19 protein-coding genes are annotated in these 20636 nt (G+C 44.2%); 9 read left to right on the forward strand and 10 right to left on the reverse strand.

Translation table 11 applies throughout. The features are described from left to right. Window positions 1-201: 201 nt before the first annotated feature. The 3 genes from dut to F890_RS13050 all read right to left on the reverse strand — a co-directional run bounded on the left by dut (window position 202) and on the right by F890_RS13050 (window position 3532). On the reverse strand, window positions 202-654 hold the full coding sequence (gene dut, locus F890_RS13040) for a dUTP diphosphatase (protein WP_004646127.1): 453 nt from the start codon (window positions 652-654) through the stop codon (window positions 202-204). Between the two features lie 47 nt (window positions 655-701). Further along, window positions 702-2741, reverse strand: coding sequence for a UvrD-helicase domain-containing protein (locus F890_RS13045; RefSeq protein WP_004730583.1), 2040 nt, complete (start codon window positions 2739-2741; stop codon window positions 702-704). A gap of 137 nt (window positions 2742-2878) precedes the next feature. Continuing rightward, window positions 2879-3532, reverse strand: a complete 654-nt coding sequence (locus F890_RS13050; protein WP_004730587.1) for a YiaD family glycine zipper/OmpA-like lipoprotein — start codon at window positions 3530-3532, stop codon at window positions 2879-2881. A gap of 252 nt (window positions 3533-3784) precedes the next feature. Between F890_RS13050 and F890_RS13055 the strand changes: the two genes are divergently transcribed. From F890_RS13055 to F890_RS13080, 6 genes are all read left to right on the forward strand, one after another. After that, a complete protein-coding gene (locus tag F890_RS13055; protein WP_004646123.1) occupies window positions 3785-4726 on the forward strand; it encodes an acyltransferase in 942 nt (313 codons plus the stop codon). Window positions 4727-4728: 2 nt separating this feature from the next. After that, window positions 4729-5793: a hypothetical protein gene (locus tag F890_RS13060; RefSeq protein WP_004730589.1), complete on the forward strand. Its 1065-nt coding sequence runs from the start codon at window positions 4729-4731 to the stop codon at window positions 5791-5793. 159 nt (window positions 5794-5952) lie between these two features. Beyond that, entirely contained in the window at window positions 5953-6666 is a 714-nt protein-coding gene (gene minC / locus F890_RS13065; RefSeq protein ID WP_004730591.1) for a septum site-determining protein MinC, read from the forward strand. 66 nt (window positions 6667-6732) lie between these two features. Next, window positions 6733-7545, forward strand: coding sequence for a septum site-determining protein MinD (gene minD / locus F890_RS13070; RefSeq protein WP_004646120.1), 813 nt, complete (start codon window positions 6733-6735; stop codon window positions 7543-7545). Between the two features lie 2 nt (window positions 7546-7547). Next, the gene (gene minE / locus F890_RS13075) at window positions 7548-7820 is read left to right on the forward strand and encodes a cell division topological specificity factor MinE (RefSeq protein WP_004279256.1); all 273 of its coding nucleotides are present in this window, start codon (window positions 7548-7550) and stop codon (window positions 7818-7820) included. Window positions 7821-8016: 196 nt separating this feature from the next. After that, complete coding sequence (locus F890_RS13080) at window positions 8017-8304, forward strand: PA4642 family protein (protein WP_004279254.1); 288 nt, start codon at window positions 8017-8019, stop codon at window positions 8302-8304. 62 nt (window positions 8305-8366) lie between these two features. Here F890_RS13080 and F890_RS13085 read toward each other — a convergent pair whose 3' ends face one another. Continuing rightward, window positions 8367-11426 carry a DNA translocase FtsK gene (locus F890_RS13085; RefSeq protein ID WP_004730593.1) on the reverse strand — a complete coding sequence of 1020 codons (3060 nt, stop codon included), beginning with the start codon at window positions 11424-11426 and terminating at the stop codon, window positions 8367-8369. Window positions 11427-11675: 249 nt separating this feature from the next. On the opposite strand from F890_RS13085, the gene trxB reads away from it, so the two are divergent. The 3 genes from trxB to F890_RS13100 all read left to right on the forward strand — a co-directional run bounded on the left by trxB (window position 11676) and on the right by F890_RS13100 (window position 14299). Continuing rightward, window positions 11676-12638: a thioredoxin-disulfide reductase gene (gene trxB / locus F890_RS13090; RefSeq protein WP_004730595.1), complete on the forward strand. Its 963-nt coding sequence runs from the start codon at window positions 11676-11678 to the stop codon at window positions 12636-12638. A 92-nt stretch (window positions 12639-12730) separates the two neighbouring features. Continuing rightward, entirely contained in the window at window positions 12731-13462 is a 732-nt protein-coding gene (aat, locus tag F890_RS13095) for a leucyl/phenylalanyl-tRNA--protein transferase (RefSeq protein WP_004730596.1), read from the forward strand. Window positions 13463-13483: 21 nt separating this feature from the next. Beyond that, window positions 13484-14299 carry an arginyltransferase gene (locus F890_RS13100; RefSeq protein ID WP_004730598.1) on the forward strand — a complete coding sequence of 272 codons (816 nt, stop codon included), beginning with the start codon at window positions 13484-13486 and terminating at the stop codon, window positions 14297-14299. A 15-nt stretch (window positions 14300-14314) separates the two neighbouring features. On the opposite strand, the gene rimI is transcribed toward F890_RS13100, so the two are convergent. The 6 genes from rimI to rpsL form a co-directional block, all read right to left on the reverse strand. After that, the gene (gene rimI, locus F890_RS13105; RefSeq protein ID WP_004730600.1) at window positions 14315-14773 is read right to left on the reverse strand and encodes a ribosomal protein S18-alanine N-acetyltransferase; all 459 of its coding nucleotides are present in this window, start codon (window positions 14771-14773) and stop codon (window positions 14315-14317) included. Between the two features lie 105 nt (window positions 14774-14878). After that, window positions 14879-15760, reverse strand: coding sequence for a metal-dependent hydrolase (locus F890_RS13110; RefSeq protein WP_005262505.1), 882 nt, complete (start codon window positions 15758-15760; stop codon window positions 14879-14881). Between the two features lie 223 nt (window positions 15761-15983). Then, on the reverse strand, window positions 15984-17174 hold the full coding sequence (tuf, locus tag F890_RS13115; RefSeq protein WP_004646112.1) for an elongation factor Tu: 1191 nt from the start codon (window positions 17172-17174) through the stop codon (window positions 15984-15986). 92 nt (window positions 17175-17266) lie between these two features. Continuing rightward, window positions 17267-19402 carry an elongation factor G gene (gene fusA / locus F890_RS13120; RefSeq protein ID WP_005104814.1) on the reverse strand — a complete coding sequence of 712 codons (2136 nt, stop codon included), beginning with the start codon at window positions 19400-19402 and terminating at the stop codon, window positions 17267-17269. A 128-nt stretch (window positions 19403-19530) separates the two neighbouring features. Further along, window positions 19531-20001 carry a 30S ribosomal protein S7 gene (gene rpsG, locus F890_RS13125; protein WP_004279240.1) on the reverse strand — a complete coding sequence of 157 codons (471 nt, stop codon included), beginning with the start codon at window positions 19999-20001 and terminating at the stop codon, window positions 19531-19533. A 180-nt stretch (window positions 20002-20181) separates the two neighbouring features. Continuing rightward, the gene (gene rpsL / locus F890_RS13130; RefSeq protein ID WP_002050319.1) at window positions 20182-20556 is read right to left on the reverse strand and encodes a 30S ribosomal protein S12; all 375 of its coding nucleotides are present in this window, start codon (window positions 20554-20556) and stop codon (window positions 20182-20184) included. Window positions 20557-20636: the final 80 nt, after the last annotated feature.

Here is a 20636-nt window from a genome sequence, read left to right on the forward strand (position 1 = left end):
GCAATATTTCCGCGACTCATGAGTGCTCGGTTATATGCGGGCCAATTGGTTGTGCGGTAGATTTTGTGTGTAGGCTTCTTCATTTGAAAATTATATCGCTGAAAAAGCCTTTACAGATAGGTTTGTGCAACAAAGCCTATTTAATCTAATCAACTAAAAATGGCTTACATCCAGTTAATGAATGTAAGCCATTATTAAAACTTAGTTTTTACCCGTATGACCAAAACCGCCAGCACCGCGTTCAGTCGCTTCGAATTCATTCACTAGATCAAATTCAGCCTGCACCACAGGAACCAAAACATACTGCGCCAAACGTTCACCTGGCTCTAAGCTGAATGCCGTCTGGCTACGGTTCCAAACGGATACCATCAATTCACCCTGATAATCAGAATCAATTAAACCTACCAGGTTACCCAACACGATCCCATGTTTATGGCCCAAACCCGAACGTGGCAAGATCAGACCAGCAAATGCAGGATCTTCAATATAGATTGCTAAACCAGTTTTTACCAAAACCGTTTGGCCTGGTTCAATGATTGTGGTTTCTGCAACACACGCACGCAAATCCAGCCCCGCTGAACCTGTCGTAGCATAAGTCGGTAATGGCCATTCCTGACCAAGACGCGAGTCAAGGACTTTCACCTGAACTTTCATGTATTCATTCCTGTTGTTTCATTTAAAATAAGAGCAAGTCTTGTACCTTATCGTTTGATAAGATTACGCAAATTATCAAGATAATGTTGGGCTTGTAATTTTGGATCGATGTTACCGGCCAGCTTTTTCTTGCGGCCTAACCATTCCAGCTCATCTTCCGGTAATTCATCCAGGAAACGGCTTGGGGTCATTTGCTTCATCTGCCCACCGGCCTTGCGCTGTTCTGCCAGAGTAATGGTCAGTCCCTGACGTGCACGGGTAATCCCCACATACATCAGACGGCGTTCCTCTTCGACCGTTTCTGCAGCGATCGAGTTTTTATGTGGCAGAATTTCTTCTTCCAGCCCGATCAGATAGACATAAGGAAATTCCAGACCTTTAGACGCATGCAAAGTCAATAAATTGACTTTATCGGTGTCCTCTTCTTCCTGCTGCTGCTCGAGCATGTCCAGCAGCACCATTTTACGAATCACACTTTCAATATTTTTTTCATCAACATCTTCAGCTCGGTTAATCAGGCTTTGAATGCTGCTATAGAGCACTTCGATATTGTCGAGCTTGGTCTTTTCCTGCGCTGGTGTGGCTGCAGTTTCCTTGATGTAATCGATATAACCGGCTTCAATCATCATCTGGCGGATAATTGGCACTGGTTCATCATCATCCAGTAAATTGCGGGTAAAACCCTCAATAAAATCGGCAAACTCAGCCAATTGAGTCGTGGCCTTTTTCGGAATCGCCATGGTCAGACGCTGATCCGCAGCCGCAGCCAGAAGCGACAGATTATTTTCCTGAGCAAATAGACCGAGCTTTTCCAGCGTTACCGGACCAATTGCCCGTTTTGGCGTATTGATAATTCGTAAAAATGCACTGTCATCTTCAGGGTTAATGATCAAGCGTAAATAGCTCATCATGTCCTTGATTTCGGCACGTGCGAAGAAGGACTGTCCGCCAGATAATTTATACGGAATCTGCATCTGGCGCAGATGGGTTTCTAAGATACGCGCCTGGAAATTGCCGCGGTACAACACCGCATAATCTTTCCAGCTTTTACCGTTCATCAATTTATGCGTGATCAGGTCTTTAACCACGCGTTCTGCTTCATCATCATCATTGCGGCAGGTAATCACACGGATCACTTCACCATGGCCTTTGTCCGACCAAAGCTTTTTATCAAAAATATGCGGATTATTACCAATCACGGTGTTGGCTGCTTTGAGAATACGACTGGTCGAACGATAGTTCTGTTCCAGTTTAATCACTTTTAAATTAGGAAAATCCTGCTGCAGCAAGGCCATATTTTCCGGTTTAGCACCACGCCAGGCATAAATCGACTGGTCATCATCGCCTACGGCGGTGAACTGTCCCATCACGCCAACCAGTAATTTCACCAGAATATACTGCGCCGTATTGGTATCCTGATATTCATCGACCAGCAAATAACGCACGCGATTTTGCCATTTGTCACGAACTTCGGCATTTTCCTGCAGCAAGCGCGTTGGCATCACAATCAGGTCATCAAAATCCACGGCGTTATAGGCACGCAAATTACGTTCATATAATTGATATAAATGCGCAAACTGCACATCTTCGGCAGTTTCACAGGTAGTATGTGCCTGCTCGGGTGGAATCAGATCATTTTTCCAGTCCGAGATCATTTTCATGGCTTTGGCAATCAGTTCTTTGCTTTCTGCACCGGATAAATTGTCACGCTGCATCAGATCCATCAGAATGCGTTTACAGTCGTCAGCATCCAGAATCGAGAAATTATTTTTCAGTGGGGTATGTTTCAACTCCAGGCGCAGCATATTCAGGCCAAAAGTATGGAAGGTCGAAACTGAAACGCCTTTACTTTCTTCACGCGTCAACAATTTGCTGACACGCTCTTTCATCTCACGTGCTGCCTTGTTGGTAAAAGTCATCGCAGTAATACGATGTGCGGGAATCCCGCAATGCTTGACTAAATACGCGATTTTTCGCGTGATCACTGAAGTCTTGCCTGAACCCGCTCCTGCAAGTACTAACAAGGGTCCTTGAGTGTATTTCATGGCTTCAAGTTGCTTGTCATTTAACTGACTGGCGAGTGACATATGGCTTCCTCTTCTAGATTCGGCTCCGATTATAGTCATCTCTGCGTCAGTTGCCTAATTTAAAATACGATTAATCAGGTCAATATTCAGATATAAAAAAACCACCCGAAGGTGGTTTTTTCTTAAGCGTTCAAGAATTATTGAACTGCATATACCGCGATTTCTACACGACGGTTTTGTTCTTTACCCGCAGCAGTTGTGTTGTCTGCAATCGGGTTCGCTGAACCTAAACCTTGAGCATTAATACGTGAACGTACAACACCTTGACCAGCCAAATAAGTCGCTACAGAATTTGCGCGTGCTTGAGACAATGGCAAGTTAATTGAGTCATTACCCGTGCTGTCGGTATAACCAGTTACAAGAATACCGCTCTTGTTATCTTCAGTTAATACTTGCGCCACTTTGTTTAAAGTGCCATAGAAGTTTGGTTTGATATTTGATTTGTTGGTATCAAATGTAATGCTGCCTGGCATCACAAGGTTAATCGAACCATCTGCATTACGGTTAACGTCTACGCCCGTACCCGCTGTTGCTTGACGTAATTTTTTCTCTTTGTTATCAAGATACACACCCGCTGCACCACCAACAACAGCACCAATCGCTGCTGCACGGTTATTTTGACGGCTGGTATTCGCATTGCCTTTAGAAACACCGTAACCTGCTGCAGCACCAATTAAAGTACCTAGAGCAGCTTTATCATATTCCACACCACCGATGTTATTACCAGTTGATTGACAACCTGTAAGTGCTACGGCCCCTGCTACAGCTGCTGAAATGACTAGTGCACGCATCGCATGACTCCTTGTTGTATGCTTTGTTGTTAAGCGAGATAATGATTTAAATTGAATGGGCTAACCATTGAATTTTTGTTAATAATAAATCGTTTAGTAATATTTTGTAATGTTTATATGTAACTAAAACCAAGTAGTTCGTCACAATATCTTCATAGTTTCCTGTTTAGGCTTTTTTATTTGCCTAACTGTCTCTATATTACTCAAAATATGAAAAAATTTAAGTGATTAATCTCTGGGGACTGTTTGGATATGTCATCGAATAGCAACAAGCAACCGACTTTAAAAAAACTGGCGCGTGGCCTGACGGTCACATCCGTCATGACGGGCAGTACTTTTTTTCATGGTCCCCCGGTGCTGGCCTTGGGTTTAACCAAACTTTTTAAAAAATCCGCAAAAGTGGATGAAACCAATATCAAGATTACCAACAGCTGGTTAGGGGTCAATAATTGGCTGATTGAGCATGTGCTGAAAAACACGCAATGGCAAATCAGTGTAGATGAATCACTGGATTTGAATATGCAGGGACGTTATTTGATGACCTGTAATCATCAAAGCTGGGTCGATACTACTGTCAATCAGTACTTCGGTCTGACCCGTATGCCCCTGACGCGCTTCTTTACTAAATGGGAACTTATTTTTATTCCTTTTGTCGGTCAGGCTTTTAAAATCTTAGGCTTCCCGATGATGAAACGGCATAGCAAGGAACAGATTGCCAAAAACCCTGCGTTGAAATATCGGGATATGGAAGAAGCACGTAAATCCTGTGAGCAGCTGATCAGTCAGCCTTTTACCCTGTTAAATTATCTGGAAGGCACGCGTTTTACCCAAGAAAAGCATGATCAGCAGCAGTCTTCCTACACACATTTACTGAAACCTAAAGCCGGTGGTCTGGCATTGGCGCTCAGTATTCTCGGCGATAAAATTGATGCGCTGGTCGACATGACCATTGTTTATCCTGACGGTATTCCGGGCTATGGTGAATTTTGGTTAGGTGAAGTGCCACGTATTGCGGTAAATTTAAGAAAAATTGATATTCCAGACTGGGTACTGGGCGGCAATTATGAAGATGATGCTGAATATCGTGCACGTTTTCAAAAATGGATTGATCAAATCTGGACTGAAAAAGATCAGCTCATCGCACAAATGCAGCAGAACTTTGCCCAAGCCCCAGTCGGATCTGTAACCGAGTAATTATGAAGAACGACAACCCGGACATTACGTCCAGCTCCTTTAAATTTGTTCGTAAAGGAACCTGGGGCTGGAAAATTGCACTGATTTACGACATTTTCATGATGGTTTTAATCATCATCAATCTGTTCTGTCTCAGTGCCAACGCCATTTTAATGAGCGATTTTGGTCAGTGGTTGTTTGACTTTATTCGTTTACCGGAAATTTTGCAGTTTTATAAAAGTGATTTACGCCCTTGGGTCATCATTACCGAGGGCTGGTTTACCACCTTCTTGGTGTGTGAATTACTGGCACGCTGGGTTATCGCAATTGTCCTGCGTCATCATCGACGTTGGTGGTTCTTCCCTTTTGTACACTGGTATGAAATTTTATCCATTATCCCTCAGCTACGTTTCCTGCGCCTGCTGCGTGCGGTCGCGATTGGCTACAACCTGCATAGCCATGGTTATAAAGTAATTCCCAATCGCTGGTATCGCCAAGGCAACTTTTATTACAACATGCTGATGGAAGAGCTTTCCAGCCGGGTGGTACTGACCGTACTGGACGGTATCAAGCGTGAACTGACCACAAGCACATCACATAAACAGTTAATTGATGATTTAGTGGAACATCATCGTAAATTACTGGCCATTGCTTTGGCAGATATCTTGCAGGAATCTTTGGGGAAGGAATTACAGTCACAACGTTCCATGATCGCTAAAAATGTAGGGCAAGTAGTGAATCAGGCGATTGAAGATACTCCTGAACTGACCCAATTATTACGTTTGATTCCAATTGTGGGCAGCCGGATTGAACAGCAAATTCAAAGTATTGGTCAACGCTTGGGAGAAAATATTACGCAAGGACTGATTGAACCATTTACCCAGACAGGTCAAAAAGAAAATCCGACTTTTACCCTAATTTCAGATAAAATCAGCCAGATTCAGATTGAACATAATCCACATATTGATAAATTGGTCGAATCGGCTGTTTTTGAAACACTTGAAGCAATCCGAAAACAGGTAAAAGTCAAACAGTGGCAACAGATTTTAGAAGAACATGAGCAAAATCAGAGCTCAATAGATAAGTAAAGTTTAAAGTACAGAATCAGATCAATCCGTCCGGTTCTGTTCGCATAAAAAAATAACTGAGATCGCTAGAGAATTACTGCAATTTGTTCTAGGATTTGCACTATTTACAACATTGCTTCGACACAAAACCAGCACGTCAGAAGTATTTAAGGAAGAATTATGGCTGATATACGGATAAAAGGCAGAATGGTCAATGCGATACGCATTAGCTTAGATACCAATGATCATGATGCAATCCGCCAGCAACTTAGCCCAAAATTACAAGCAGCATTTCCACCCGGCACTTTGGCAGTCATTGAAAGTTCAGTTGAACAGGAACTCATTGCGCTGATTCAACTATTAATCAGTCTGGATGTACAGCCCATGGCTGTTACTGAAGGCTTACTTGGAGATCAGGCGCGCGCTATTCAGTTCCCGGTACTGCCACCTGATCGCCAGTTAGAAGAAGTTAAAGCCACCAAAGAACAGGTCGTGGAAGTTAAACCAGAACCTACTGTGGTGAGTGATGATCAAGCCCCTGCTGCCCCGATCGTCGCGCATATCACCTCATATCATGATGAAATCCTGCGTACCGGTCAATGTATCGTGCAGCATAATGGCGACATTATTATTAATGCCGGCATCAACAGTGGTTCAGAAGTGATTGCTTCGGGCAATATTCATGTCTATGGCAGCGCACGTGGCCGTGTCATTGCGGGCGCGGGTGGTAATACTGCAGCACGCATTTTCTGTCATAGCCTCGAAGCTGAACTGATTTCAATTGCAGGAACCTATTGTGTGGCGGATGACATTCCACCGCATGTAGTTAAAAAGTCTGTGCATATTTACTTGAATGATCAACTAGAGCTTGTATTTGAAGCTCTACAATTTTAATGTATAAATAAACACCAAAAACCCCATTTTAAACAGGGGATTTGAACCATAACAGGAGTGGATTCGGTGGCGAAAATTGTTGTCGTAACGTCAGGCAAAGGTGGTGTAGGTAAAACTACAACAAGTGCATCTTTTGCAACAGGTTTAGCCCTACGCGGTCACAAAACTGTTGTTATTGATTTTGATGTAGGTTTACGTAACCTTGATTTGATTATGGGCTGTGAACGCCGTGTAGTTTATGATTTTGTGAATGTTTTAAATAACGAAGCACGATTACAACAAGCACTGATTCGCGATAAAGATATTGAAAATTTATATATTTTACCTGCATCACAAACACGTGATAAAGATGCCTTAACCGATGAGGGTGTTGCTCGTGTAATGGATGAGCTTTCGCAGGAATTTGATTATATTATCTGTGATTCGCCTGCCGGTATTGAGCGTGGTGCTATTTTGGCCATGTATCATGCGGATGAAGCCATCATTGTGACCAACCCTGAGATTTCTTCAGTACGTGACTCTGACCGTATCATTGGTATGCTCGACAGTAAAACTAAAAAAGTAGAACAAAACGAAGGTCGCATTCGTAAGCATCTGTGTATTACCCGTTTCAATCCGGAACGTGCCGATAAACAGGAAATGCTAACGATTGATGATATTTCTAAGGATATTTTACGTGTACCGACCTTGGGCGTTATTCCTGAGTGTCCAAGCGTTTTACAGGCATCGAATGAAGGTAAGCCGGTGATTCTTTTCACTGAAGCTTCTGCAGGTCAGGCCTATGATGATCTGGTTGCGCGTTTCCTTGGCGAAGAGCGTCCTTACCGTCATATCGAGGTAAAACCTAAGGGCTGGTTAGCACGACTATTTGGAGCGTAGACATGGCAGGATTCTGGAGTAAACTTTTTAGTGGCGAGGATAAACCATCAAGCGCACGGACTGCTAAAGACCGTTTGAAGGTGATCGTTGCATCCGAACAAGGCTTGGGTCGTCGCTTGAGCCAGGACAAAATTGACCAGATGAAGACTGAAATCATGCAAGTGGTCAATCGTTATGTTCGCGGTGTCGATGAACAGCATATTCAAATGCAGGTCCGTTCTGAAGCCAATATTGAAATGCTTGAAATGAATATCAATTTACCTGAAGAACGATAATCTGATTTTTGATTGGTCAAGTAAATTGATTCAAGGCAAAATATGAGAGTGGTAGAAATAGTAGTTTAGCTATATTCCGCCCACTTGAAGCATAGCTTCAAGTCTTGCGACTAGGCAAAGCAGTGCTTTGCTAATCTAGTCTCATATTTTGCCTTTTTTCATGCCGAAAAAACTACATTAGATCAAGGAAATTGCGATGGCATTATCTCAACCAGCGACCTTTAACGAAGAATGGTCAGATGAGCGTGTATTTGCCTATTTAAATCAGCTTCCTCCTGCAGGTGTTAATGCTGATTTTCACGTGCTGTATCATGCTTTCAAGCATATGCGTCCATTCGATTATGAACGCCTGTTGACGAAATTTGTCGCTGATGGCCGTGATGTCAATGCAACCAATCCGGAAGGACAGCGGATTCATGACGTGATTGCCACTTTCCCGCGTCAAAGTGCCGAGTTTCTGGATGTATTAGCGAAGTTTGCCTGAGTCAAAAATACATAAAAAAGCCTGCTTTGAAAGCAGGCTTTTTTATTGAAGATACACTGAAACTAAACCAGAATCTCGCGTTTGCCGTTGGCCCCCATGCCGCTGACAATGCCATTTTCTTCCATCTGGTCAATGATCCGCGCAGCACGGTTGTAGCCCAGACTGAATTTACGCTGTAAGGATGAAGTGGAAGCCTTACGGGTTTCCAAAACAAAAGCTACACACTGGTCATACAGCGCATCGCGGTCTGATCCACCGTCGCCACCATCTTCAAAACCACGGCTAGATGGTTCTTCATCGAATGGTGTCAGGATCTCGTCGACATAATTTGGTGAACCACGTTCACGCCATGCATCACAGATCCGGTTGACTTCGTCATCGGCAATAAAAGCGCCATGCACACGCTCAGGTTCGATTTTACCTGGGCCCAAGAACAGCATGTCACCGTGACCGAGCAAGTCCTCTGCACCACCCGCATCCAGAATAGTACGCGAGTCGATCTTGGAGTTAACCCGTAATGCGACACGTGTTGGAATATTGGCTTTGATCAAACCGGTGATCACGTCCACCGATGGACGTTGGGTCGCAAGCAACAGGTGAATACCAGCAGCACGTGATTTTTGTGCTAGACGGGTAATCATTTCTTCGGCTTTCTTACCGACCTGCATGATCATGTCCGCGAACTCATCCGCGACAATTACAATGGAAGGCAACGGCGTCAAACGCGGCGCACGCTCACCCACAACAGAATCGCTGGCTTTCCATGTTGGATCGATCAGATCTTCACCATTGGCAATCGCCTCTTCCACCTTGCGGTTATAATCGCTCAGTTTACGGATTTTCAGGAAAGACATCAGTTTATAACGACGTTCCATCTCATTGACACACCAGTTCAATGCGCTGACTGCATCTTTCATATCAGTGACTACAGGCGTCAACAAATGTGGAATATCATTATAGTTTGCCAGTTCCAGCTGCTTTGGATCGATCAGAATTAAACGCAATTCATCTGGGGTATATTTCAGCAACATCGATAAAATCATCGAGTTCACCGCCACCGATTTACCTGAACCCGTGGTCCCTGCCACCAGCATATGCGGTGCTTTACCCAGATCAGCAATCACCGGATTACCGGAAATATCCTTACCCATTGCCATGGAGAGGATGCTATTCGGATCAGTGAAAGCTGGAATAGTTAAAAGTTCAATTAAACGGACCATTTCACGGGTACTGTTCGGTACTTCAATTCCAATATACGGCTTGCCCGGAATGACCTCAACCACACGCACCGATGCCATCGACATCGAACGTGCCAGATCACGCGAAATATTCGTCACTTTAGAGGCTTTTACCCCTGGCGCCAGATCCAGTTCAAAACGTGTTACGACTGGGCCTGGCTGTGCTTCTACCACCTTGGCTTTGACATTAAATTCTTGCAACTTGATTTCAAGAAGTTCAGATAAACGTGCCAGCTGCTCTTCGGTAAAATTCACTTTTTTATTGGGATCAACTTCATCCAGTAAATCCAGACCTGGAAGCGGCGATAAATCTTTACGGCGCTCAACCACCTGCATGGCACGTGACATCGGACGGCCTGAAGCATCAGTTAAAGGCGCATCAAAATCAAACTCGTCTTCATCCTGTGGCTTGCCAGCCGTTTCTTGCCAGGCTTCTACAAATTCTTCTTTAGATAAAGCTTCGCGTACTGCTGCATGAGTTGCAGAAGGAGGAGATACTGGTTGCTCTATACCCTGATGCTGAATTGGTGCCTGTACAAATGCAGAAGATTGGGCATAGCTTGATGCACGTACTGGTGGGCTTGGCTCATCTTCTTCAATCAGCAAATCACCCAGGTCATCCAGATCGGCCTGTAATGCGCTATTTTTCACGACATGTGCAGTCGCCATAGATGCCATGACAGGTGCAACATTGGTCATGTCTTCCACAATTCTTACTGTCTTTTCGGCTGACGCTGTATTGAATGGACTATGCACATCGGTCGCAGTTTTACCTTGCGGAACTGCAGCCAGAAGTTCATCAAAGATTTCATCATCATCCCAGTCCAGGCCTGTATGTGAAGTCGATGCGGTTCTGGTATGAGCATGAGTCTGTGCTGCAACAGATTGTGGAGCAGCTATATGTGAGACTGGAGAATCAAGCTGTTCTTCTTCGGCTGCTTTGAGTAAGGCATCAATATCCTGTTTATGCCGCTGATCTTCATTTGAATGTAAGGCACGCCACACCTCGCCTGTGGCTACCACACGATCCGGCTGTTGAGGCACTTGCTGTACTTGCTTAAATGTCTCGACTGGCTCAGGAGCCTGCTGCTCAGCTTCGGGAAGATCATCATAAAACTGCGGTTGTTGTGATTCTTTATCGGCAAAATCATCAAATAAGCGTTCAGCCACCTGATCACGTACCACCGGATCTATTTCTACCAGTTGATGCTCAGGCGCAGGTGTTACTGCAACCGCTACTTTTTTTGCACTAATGACTGGCTCTTTTTTGGCGACAGGTGCAGTCCGATCAAAATCAGACATGCCTTCAGGCACATTACGGTAGAACAGGTCTTGTAGATAAGCAGGCGTTGCTTTGAGGCTGCTCCAGGTCTTGTTCCACTTCACCCCAAAAGCCAAGGTAAATAACACCACCCAAAGCACTAGCAGGAAGAATGCTGCACCATAGACTGTCAGCAATTGTTCCAGACTCTGGCCTAATTCATAGCCAATAATACCGCCGGAAGAATTATCCAGCGTATCAGCAGGAACTTGCCAGAATAAAAACAAAAGCGCTGAGGTGCTCAGCAACAGGAAGAATTGCGCAGCATAGCGAAATGGCCGGTTCAGGAAGCTACGCGGCCACCAGACCTGAATCGCCTCCATAAACAGATAGACAGGGATCAGCAGACTTGCCCAACCGAGAAAGCCAAACAAAAGGTCTGCAATCCAGGCACCCGCTACCCCACTAGCATTCGAAACGGTCTGCGTATCACTAGAGATATGCATCCACCCCGGATCAAATGGCGTATAGGTCACTGTTGCAAGAAACAGATAAATCCCAAATGAGACTAAAAATAATGTCATTACTAAGCGCTGTGCATAGGCACTCGACACCGCTGTCATATACTGTCCTGTAACCAATTCTTCATGAATATTCTTTTGCTTCAATGCTTGAAAAAAGCGACGCAATAAAATGCATATTATGCACCTGTTCTGTGAAAAAAGATGCACTATTGTGCAAGCACAATGTTACTTATGCTATATAGCCCAAATCGATTTCAATGATCAATAATATCGACTTTAATCTCACACCACTGTTATACAGTTTCACGTATAATTCAATAAATTTCTAAATAAAAAAGGATACAGCTGATGAGCGCACGTCACTCACGACTGATTATTTTAGGTTCTGGCCCTGCAGGCTATAGCGCAGCAGTGTATGCAGCGCGTGCAAACTTGAAACCTACCCTGATTGCAGGCTTGCAACTGGGCGGTCAGCTGACCACGACGACTGACGTCGATAACTGGCCGGGTGATCCCGAAGGTTTGACTGGTCCAGCATTGATGGAACGTATGCAGGCACATGCAGAGCGTTTTGGCACTGAAATCGTGTATGACCATATCAATGAAGTGGATCTTAGCCAGCGCCCCTTCGTGTTAAAAGGCGATATGGAAGAATTCACCTGTGATGCTCTGATCATCTGTACCGGTGCAACTGCCCAATACCTCGGTCTGGAATCTGAAGCAGCCTATATGGGTCAAGGTGTCAGTGCTTGCGCAACCTGTGATGGTTTCTTCTATAAAAACCAGAAAGTAATGGTCGTAGGTGGTGGTAATACTGCTGTTGAAGAAGCGTTGTATTTATCTAACATTGCTTCTCACGTGACTCTGGTTCACCGTCGTGATTCCTTACGTTCCGAAAAAATCTTGCAAGATCATTTATTTGCCAAAGAAAAAGAAGGCAAGATCAGCATTATCTGGAACCATCAGGTCGATGAAGTACTCGGTGATGCACAATCTGGTGTGACCTCAGTTCGTATTAAATCAACGCAAGATGACTCTACTCAAAACATTGATGTGACGGGTATGTTTGTGGCGATTGGTCACAAGCCAAATAGCACCATGTTCGAAGGCCAGTTAGAACTTCGTGACGGCTATATCCAGGTGCAAAGCGGTACTGCAGGTAATGCAACACAAACGTCGGTACCGGGTGTATTCGCAGCCGGTGATATTGCAGACAGCATTTATCGTCAGGCGATTACTTCTGCGGGTTCAGGCTGTATGGCTGCACTGGATGCGGAAAAATATCTTGATGCGATGGGTAAACTAGACTAAGCAGCAAGAATAAAAACGCCGTCCATTATGGGCGGCTTTTTTATTGCTAGAATGAGATGATGATTTATCCATAGATTTATGTCGGGTCTGCCATGTCTTTACTTCCTCCCTCAGAATTCATTTTTCCCAATCCAGTCGAGGTTGATCCTGAAGGTGAAGGACTGATTTGTATTGGTGCCGACCTCTCCCCTTCTACACTTTATGAAGCCTATACACATGGATTATTTCCATGGTTTTCAGAAGGTGATCCGATTTGCTGGTGGAGTCCGGAACCACGCTGCATTATTCGCCCCGAAGATTATCATCCAAGCAAATCCCTGCTACGCAATATGAAAAAGCAGGACTATAAAATTACGGTCAATCATGCTTTTGAAAGAGTGATTCGTTCCTGTTCATTGCCTCGTGCTTATGCAGACGATACCTGGATCAGTGAAGATATTATCGCAGGCTATTGCGACATGTTCGACGCAGGATATGGCTATAGTATTGAGGTCTGGGATGAAGACCGCGTCGTGGGTGGACTTTATGGTGTGACCATCGGTCAAGGCTGTTTTGGTGAATCCATGTTTAGTACGCAAACTGATGTTTCTAAAATGGCTTTCTATACTTTAATGCTGATTGGACAGGAAAATAAGCTGCCCTGGATCGACTGCCAACTGGTGAACGATCATCTGTTAAGCCTGGGCGCCTGCACACTTTCTCGCCAGACCTATCTTAATTCGTTACAAGATATTGTAAAAAAGCCTGCGATTGATTGGAAAAAGTATCAGGAAGGTGTATTTTCAAGTAAAACAATAGCGCAAAACGCGCGCTTAAGTGAATGAAAATAACAGAGGGTAGTTGTTATGAACTCTTATCAGCCAAAGGCCCTACTGAACGATTTACAGTATTATATTACGCCGCCACATGATTGTAGCTATTTGCCCAACAAGTCGGCGCGCATGGTTTTTCTGGACCCTGCACATCGTATTGATGTAGTCACTTTATCGGAACTGTCACGTACCGGTTTCCGCCGCAGTGGTGATTTCGTCTATCGCCCCGAATGTCATCTGTGCCGTCAATGTCTGTCTTCTCGCGTGCCTGTCACTGAATTCCGTATGAACAGTTCACAAAAAAAAGCCTGGAAACGTAATCAGGATCTGGTGATGAAAATTACCAGCCCAGAGCACGCCGATGACCTGCATTATGCGCTGTATGAACGCTATATCAATGAACGCCACGCGGATGGCGACATGTTCCCACCGACTCGGGATCAGTTCGAAAAATTTTTATTACAAAGCTGTACCGACAGCTTCTTTCTAGAATTATGGCAAGGTGAGCGTCTAATCAGCGTTTCCACCTCTGACCTGCTGGATGATGGCATCTCTGCCGTCTATACCTTTTTTGATCCGGATGAAAATCGTCGTTCACTCGGTGCTTTTGCAATCTTGAAACAGATTGAACATGCACAAAAGTTGGGCTTGCAGTTTATCTATCTGGGATATTGGGTGCCGCACTCTAGCAAAATGAATTACAAATCTCAGTATCTACCACTGGAACTCTTGATCGATGGACAATGGCGACGCCTGAACCATGCACTCACTGAGGCGGAGATTCAGCACTTGGGAAACTCATTAATGACGACCTTACCCAGCGGATGGAATCACCAGATTATTAAATAAAGTCGTCAGTTTGTATTATTTAAATAGACTAGCAAAATCATCTGTACATGCTTTCACCATAATGATGGCATGTTCACGGCTTCCGTTGGCATTTGGATAATAGTTCTTACGCAGATCAATCTGATGAAAGCCTGATTTTTCATAAAGCTTGATCGCAGCCTGATTACTCTCGCGCACTTCCAGGAAAATCTGCACCGGATTATTTTTTAGCATCGTCACTGAAGCCTCCAGCAACTGATAGCCCAAACCCTGACCTTGCTGTGCCGGATCAATTGCCATGAGCAATAAATTGGCTTCATCCAGCACCGGTTGTAAAATACAAAATCCGGCCACCTGCCCTTGCACTTCAATCACGGTACTTTGATAAGCCGTTACAGCATCTTTGAACTGTTTTAAAGTCCAGGGATGGGATTGAACCGATCTCTCAATCTTTGCAACGGCTTCTACATCCGCTGCTTGCATTAAACGAATCATCTTCGTTCATCTTATATAGAATCAACCTCCGCATTATAGAAAGTTCATCCAAAAAATCGAGCAAAAAAAAGAGCGATTTTAGTCGCTCTCCAATCTTCAGTTCTGTCACAAACCCAATTTAGCTTTCCAAGTCGCCAACAGTTGATCTGTATGATGATCATTCGGATGGAATCCCGGTTTAAAATACATCAGCATTTCTTTCGCCATACCCGTAATGACACCTTTAGAAGGACTATAGGCATAGGTATAAATGGCTTTTAAGGACTCAAGATTAAACTGCTGATCCTGTTTAAGCAAACGGGCGAGGAAATAGCTTTGCACCACAAATAAGGTTGCCATTGCGATGACCAAAGATGAAGTACGCAGTGCATAGGCTTTTAAACCTTTGCCAAAAACTCCTTCAAAGACATCATATGCAACTGCCTTATGTTCATTTTCCTCGATGGCATGCCATAACCACATGGTTTTCATGGTTTCATCTGTCATCAATTCCTGAATATGGCTATTGGTCAAAAGCTGTGAGGCAATGGTTGCAGTGAAATGCTCAAGTGCGGTGGTTGCAGTCAAATCTACCATTTCTTGGGTAATTCCCACAGGCTTACCCAGTTTAGTCATGACTTTACGTGTCGTTTGAATGACTTTATCGGTATAACGATCAAGCGTCTCGGCATCATGCCCATGTTTTTGCGCAGATGCATTAAAGCCGATATGCTCGTGAGTATGCATGGCTTCCTGACCAATAAAAGCGGAAATTTCTTTTTGTAATGCTTCATTATTGGCAATTGCAGGATGTTTACGCACCGCACGGACTGAATCTATAAAAAACTTTTCACCTGCTGGAAATAGCGCAGATAATGCGGTCATAAAATGAGTGAGACCTGCTGAACCATTCATCCAATATTCCGGTACAGCATCAAAATCAAAGTTCATGCGACGAACTGGAAAACTAGCACCCGCACGATTGGTAATATTTACTTTAGCGTTCATGTGACCACTCCCATCAGGCCAATCCAGACCCGAAAATGTAATATTCATATTCTTATCTGTATATTACGTGGTAATTTTTTTTACATAAGTGCAGTTTAGGTCAAGCCGATATCAGATAAGGACAGCTTTTAAAATCATTGTCAGACAATTTGTTCTTAGTTTTATAAAAGTTTAGATCAAAAAAAAGCGCCTCAAAGAGGCGCTTTTCTTACACAATCAGCGATTATGCAGTTACTTTAGCAACTACACCAGCACCAACTGTACGGCCGCCTTCACGGATCGCAAAACGTAGACCTGGGTCCATTGCGATCGGGTGGATTAGCTCTACTGACATCTCAACGTTGTCACCAGGCATAACCATTTCCACGCCTTCTTTAAGCGCGATCGCACCAGTTACGTCCGTAGTACGGAAGTAGAACTGTGGACGGTAACCGTTAAGGAATGGAGTGTGACGACCACCTTCTTCTTTAGAAAGTACGTATACTTCCGCATCGAATTTAGTGTGTGGCTTGATCGCACCTGGTTTAGTCAATACTTGACCACGTTGTACGTCTTCACGCTTAGTACCACGAAGAAGAACACCACAGTTCTCGCCCGCACGACCTTCGTCAAGAAGCTTACGGAACATTTCTACGCCGGTTACTGTAGTAGTTTGAGTATCACGGATACCAACGATTTCTACAGACTCACCTACTTTAACGATACCAGTCTCAACACGGCCAGTTACTACTGTACCACGACCAGAGATTGAGAATACGTCTTCAATTGGCATAAGGAATGGAAGGTCAATTGCACGCTCTGGCTCTGGAATGTAAGAGTCAAGTGCTTCAACAAGCGCAACTACAGCTGGCTCGCCGTATTGGCTGTCATCACCGTTAAGCGCAAGAAGAGCAGAACCACGGATCACTGGAGTGTCATCACCCGGGAAGTCGTAAGTAGAAAGAAGTTCACGAACTTCCATTTCAACTAGTTCAAGAAGCTCTTCGTCGTCTACAAGGTCGCATTTGTTCAAGAATACAACGATGTAAGGTACACCTACCTGACGAGAAAGCAGGATGTGTTCACGAGTCTGTGGCATAGGACCATCAGTCGCAGCACATACAAGGATCGCGCCGTCCATCTGAGCAGCACCAGTAATCATGTTTTTAACATAATCGGCGTGACCCGGGCAGTCTACGTGAGCGTAGTGACGAGTTGGAGAATCGTATTCTACGTGTGAAGTATTAATTGTAATACCACGTGCTTTTTCTTCTGGTGCAGAGTCGATTGCAGCGTAGTCTTTCGCTTCGCCACCGAATTTCTTCGCACATACAGTTGCAATTGCAGCTGTTAAAGTTGTTTTACCATGGTCAACGTGACCAATTGTGCCCACGTTAACGTGTGGCTTATTACGTTCAAACTTAGCCTTAGCCATGAGATCTTCCTTTTTAAACTACTCATGCAGGATCACTGCATGAGCACTTGGGTTTAACTATGAATTAGTTTGGGCTTATAGTAATCGAAAGATTACTCGTCGTCACCTTTTTTACCGCCAGATTGGAACTTAGAAATGATGCCTTCAGCCACGTTACGTGGAGTTTCAGCATATTTAGCAAATTCCATAGAGTAAGTCGCACGACCTTGAGACATAGAACGCATATGAGTTGCGTAACCAAACATCTCAGCCAATGGAACTTCAGCACGAATGGCTTTAGTACCACCAGGAAGATCGTCCATACCCTGAACCATACCACGACGACGGTTTAAGTCACCCATGATATCGCCCATGTAGTCTTCTGGAGTTTCTACTTCAACTTTCATGATCGGTTCAAGAAGGATAGGATCCGCTTTCATGAAACCATCACGGAAGGCATAAGAACCCGCCATTTTGAACGACAATTCGTCAGAGTCGACGTCATGGTAAGAACCGTCGAACAATGTCGCCTTAATGCCAACTACTGGGTAGCCAGCCAAAACGCCATTCTTCATACGTTCTTGAATACCTTTGTCAACCGCGCCGAAGAATTCTTTAGGTACAACACCACCTACAACTTCTTCAACGAATTCGTAATCTTTTTCAGATTCAGGATCCATCGGTTCTAAACGTACGTATACGTGACCGAATTTACCTTTACCACCTGTTTGACGTACGAATTTACCTTCTTGCTCAACAGACTTTTTGATCGTTTCACGGTAAGAAACCATTGGCTTACCAATGTTCGCTTCAACACCGAATTCACGCTTCATACGGTCAACAATGATGTCAAGGTGAAGCTCACCCATACCAGCAATAATCGTTTGACCAGATTCTTCGTCTGTACGAACGCGGAATGATGGATCTTCTTTCGCCAAGCGGCCTAAAGCAACTGACATTTTTTCTTGGTCAGCTTTAGTTTTAGGTTCAACTGCAAGTGCAATTACTGGCTCTGGGAATTCCATACGCTCTAGTGTAATTACGTGGTTTTCATCACATAATGTATCACCAGTAGTCGTGTCTTTAAGACCTACACATGCCGCGATGTCGCCCGCACGAATTTCTTCGATGTCATGACGGTCATTTGCGTGCATCTGTACGATACGGCCAACACGCTCACGCTTCATTTTTACTGGGTTATAACACGGGCTACCCGCTTTAAGAACACCAGAATAAACACGTACGAACGTTAAGTTACCAACGAATTTGTCGTTCATGATTTTGAACGCTAACGCAGCAAACGGTGCTTCGTCAGATGCTTCACGAGAACCTTCAGTCTCAGCTTTGTCATCAAGGATACCCTTGATCGCTTCAACGTCAGTCGGTGCTGGCAAGAATTCAATTACTGCGTCCAACATACGTTGAACACCTTTGTTTTTGAATGCTGAACCACAAAGCATTGGTTGGATTTCGTTCGCTAATGTACGCTTACGGATACCGCCAACGATTTCTTCTTTAGTAAGCTCTTCGCCTTCTAGGTACTTGTCCATGAGTTCTTCTGATGCTTCTGCAGCAGCTTCAACCATGTTAGTACGCCATTCTTGAGCTAGCTCAAGTAATTCAGAAGGGATTTCGCCATATTCGAACTTCATACCTTGAGATGCTTCATCCCAGATAATCGCTTTCATTTCGATTAGGTCAACAACACCCTGGAAGTTTTCTTCTGCACCAATTGGAACAACGATTGGCACTGGATTACCGCCAAGACGTGTTTTAACTTGTTCAACTGCACGGAAGAAGTTCGCGCCAGTACGGTCCATTTTGTTAACGAACGCAATACGTGGAACTTTATATTTATTTGCTTGACGCCATACAGTTTCTGACTGCGGCTGAACACCACCTACAGCACAGTAAACCATGCACGCACCGTCAAGAACACGCATAGAACGCTCAACTTCGATCGTGAAGTCAACGTGTCCCGGGGTGTCAATTACGTTAATACGGTGTTGTTCGAACTGGTTGCCCATACCTTTCCAGAAGCATGTTACAGCTGCTGAGGTAATGGTAATACCGCGTTCTTGCTCTTGTTCCATCCAGTCCGTAGTTGCCGAACCTTCGTGAGTTTCACCAAGTTTATGGCTCTCACCTGTGTAGAACAAAATACGTTCAGAAGTGGTTGTCTTACCTGCGTCGATGTGCGCAGAAATACCAATGTTACGGTAACGAGAAATTGGGGTTTGACGTGCCATGATTTCTAGCATTCCTAAATTTTGTTGTTTAAAACAGGACGCTTTAAGCTGCATAGCAACTTAAAGCGCTTTGGTGACAGAACCATGACGGTCTTGTCACCCTCCTGAATAGGGCCTGTTTTATCTGCTTAGAAACGGTAGTGAGAGAATGCTTTGTTGGCTTCAGCCATACGGTGCACATCTTCACGTTTCTTAACCGCAGCGCCTTTGCCTTCAGATGCATCAAGCAACTCGCCAGCAAGACGTAAAGCCATAGTTTTTTCAGAACGCTTAGCAGCAGCATCTACTAACCAACGCATCGCTAGAGCAGTACGACGGGATGGGCGTACTTCCATAGGAACTTGGTATGTAGCACCACCAACACGGCGTGCTTTTACTTCGACCATAGGACGAACTTTTTCAAGAGTAGTCTCGAAAAATTCAACTGGGTCTACTTTAGATTTTTCTTGAACGCGGTCTAAAGCACCGTAAACGATACTTTCAGCAATAGATTTTTTACCATCTTGCATTACGTGGTTCATGAATTTAGCGATTGTTTGGCTGCTGAACTTAGGATCCGGAAGGATTTCACGAGCAGCGACTACGCGACGTCTTGGCATTTTAAACTACCTATAAAGATGACACTTCAGGTTTATCCAGCATGAGTACAAAGTGTCATGTACTACTCGCTGGCCTTACTATACGTCGCTTGGAATTTTCACAAAATTAATGCAGAAATCAGACAAGCGAGACGATAAAGGATTGCGGTTCTACGTTCTTAAAATTTAATTCTTAACGAATTATTTCTTAGGACGTTTAGTACCGTATTTAGAACGAGACTGGTTACGATCTTTAACACCAGCACAGTCTAAAGAACCACGAACGGTATGGTAACGTACACCTGGTAAGTCTTTAACACGACCACCACGGATAAGAACAACACTGTGCTCTTGCAGGTTATGGCCTTCACCACCGATGTAGCTAGAAACTTCGAAACCTGAAGTTAAGCGAACACGGCAAACTTTACGCATTGCTGAGTTAGGTTTTTTAGGTGTAGTTGTGTAAACACGTGTACAAACACCACGGCGCTGTGGACAAGCCTTCAACGCAGGAACTTTAGATTTTTCAACTAAAGTCGTACGACCCTTGCGGATCAACTGATTTGTTGTTGCCATTTGGCAATTCTCCCGTTAATAAAAAGCCCCAAAAAACTACTACTTTTTGAGGGCATGCAATTGTAATTCAAGATGCAAAA

Origin of the sequence: Acinetobacter sp. CIP 64.7, assembly GCF_000369745.1 — a bacterium.
Classification (GTDB): Bacteria; Pseudomonadota; Gammaproteobacteria; order Pseudomonadales; family Moraxellaceae; genus Acinetobacter; species Acinetobacter fasciculus.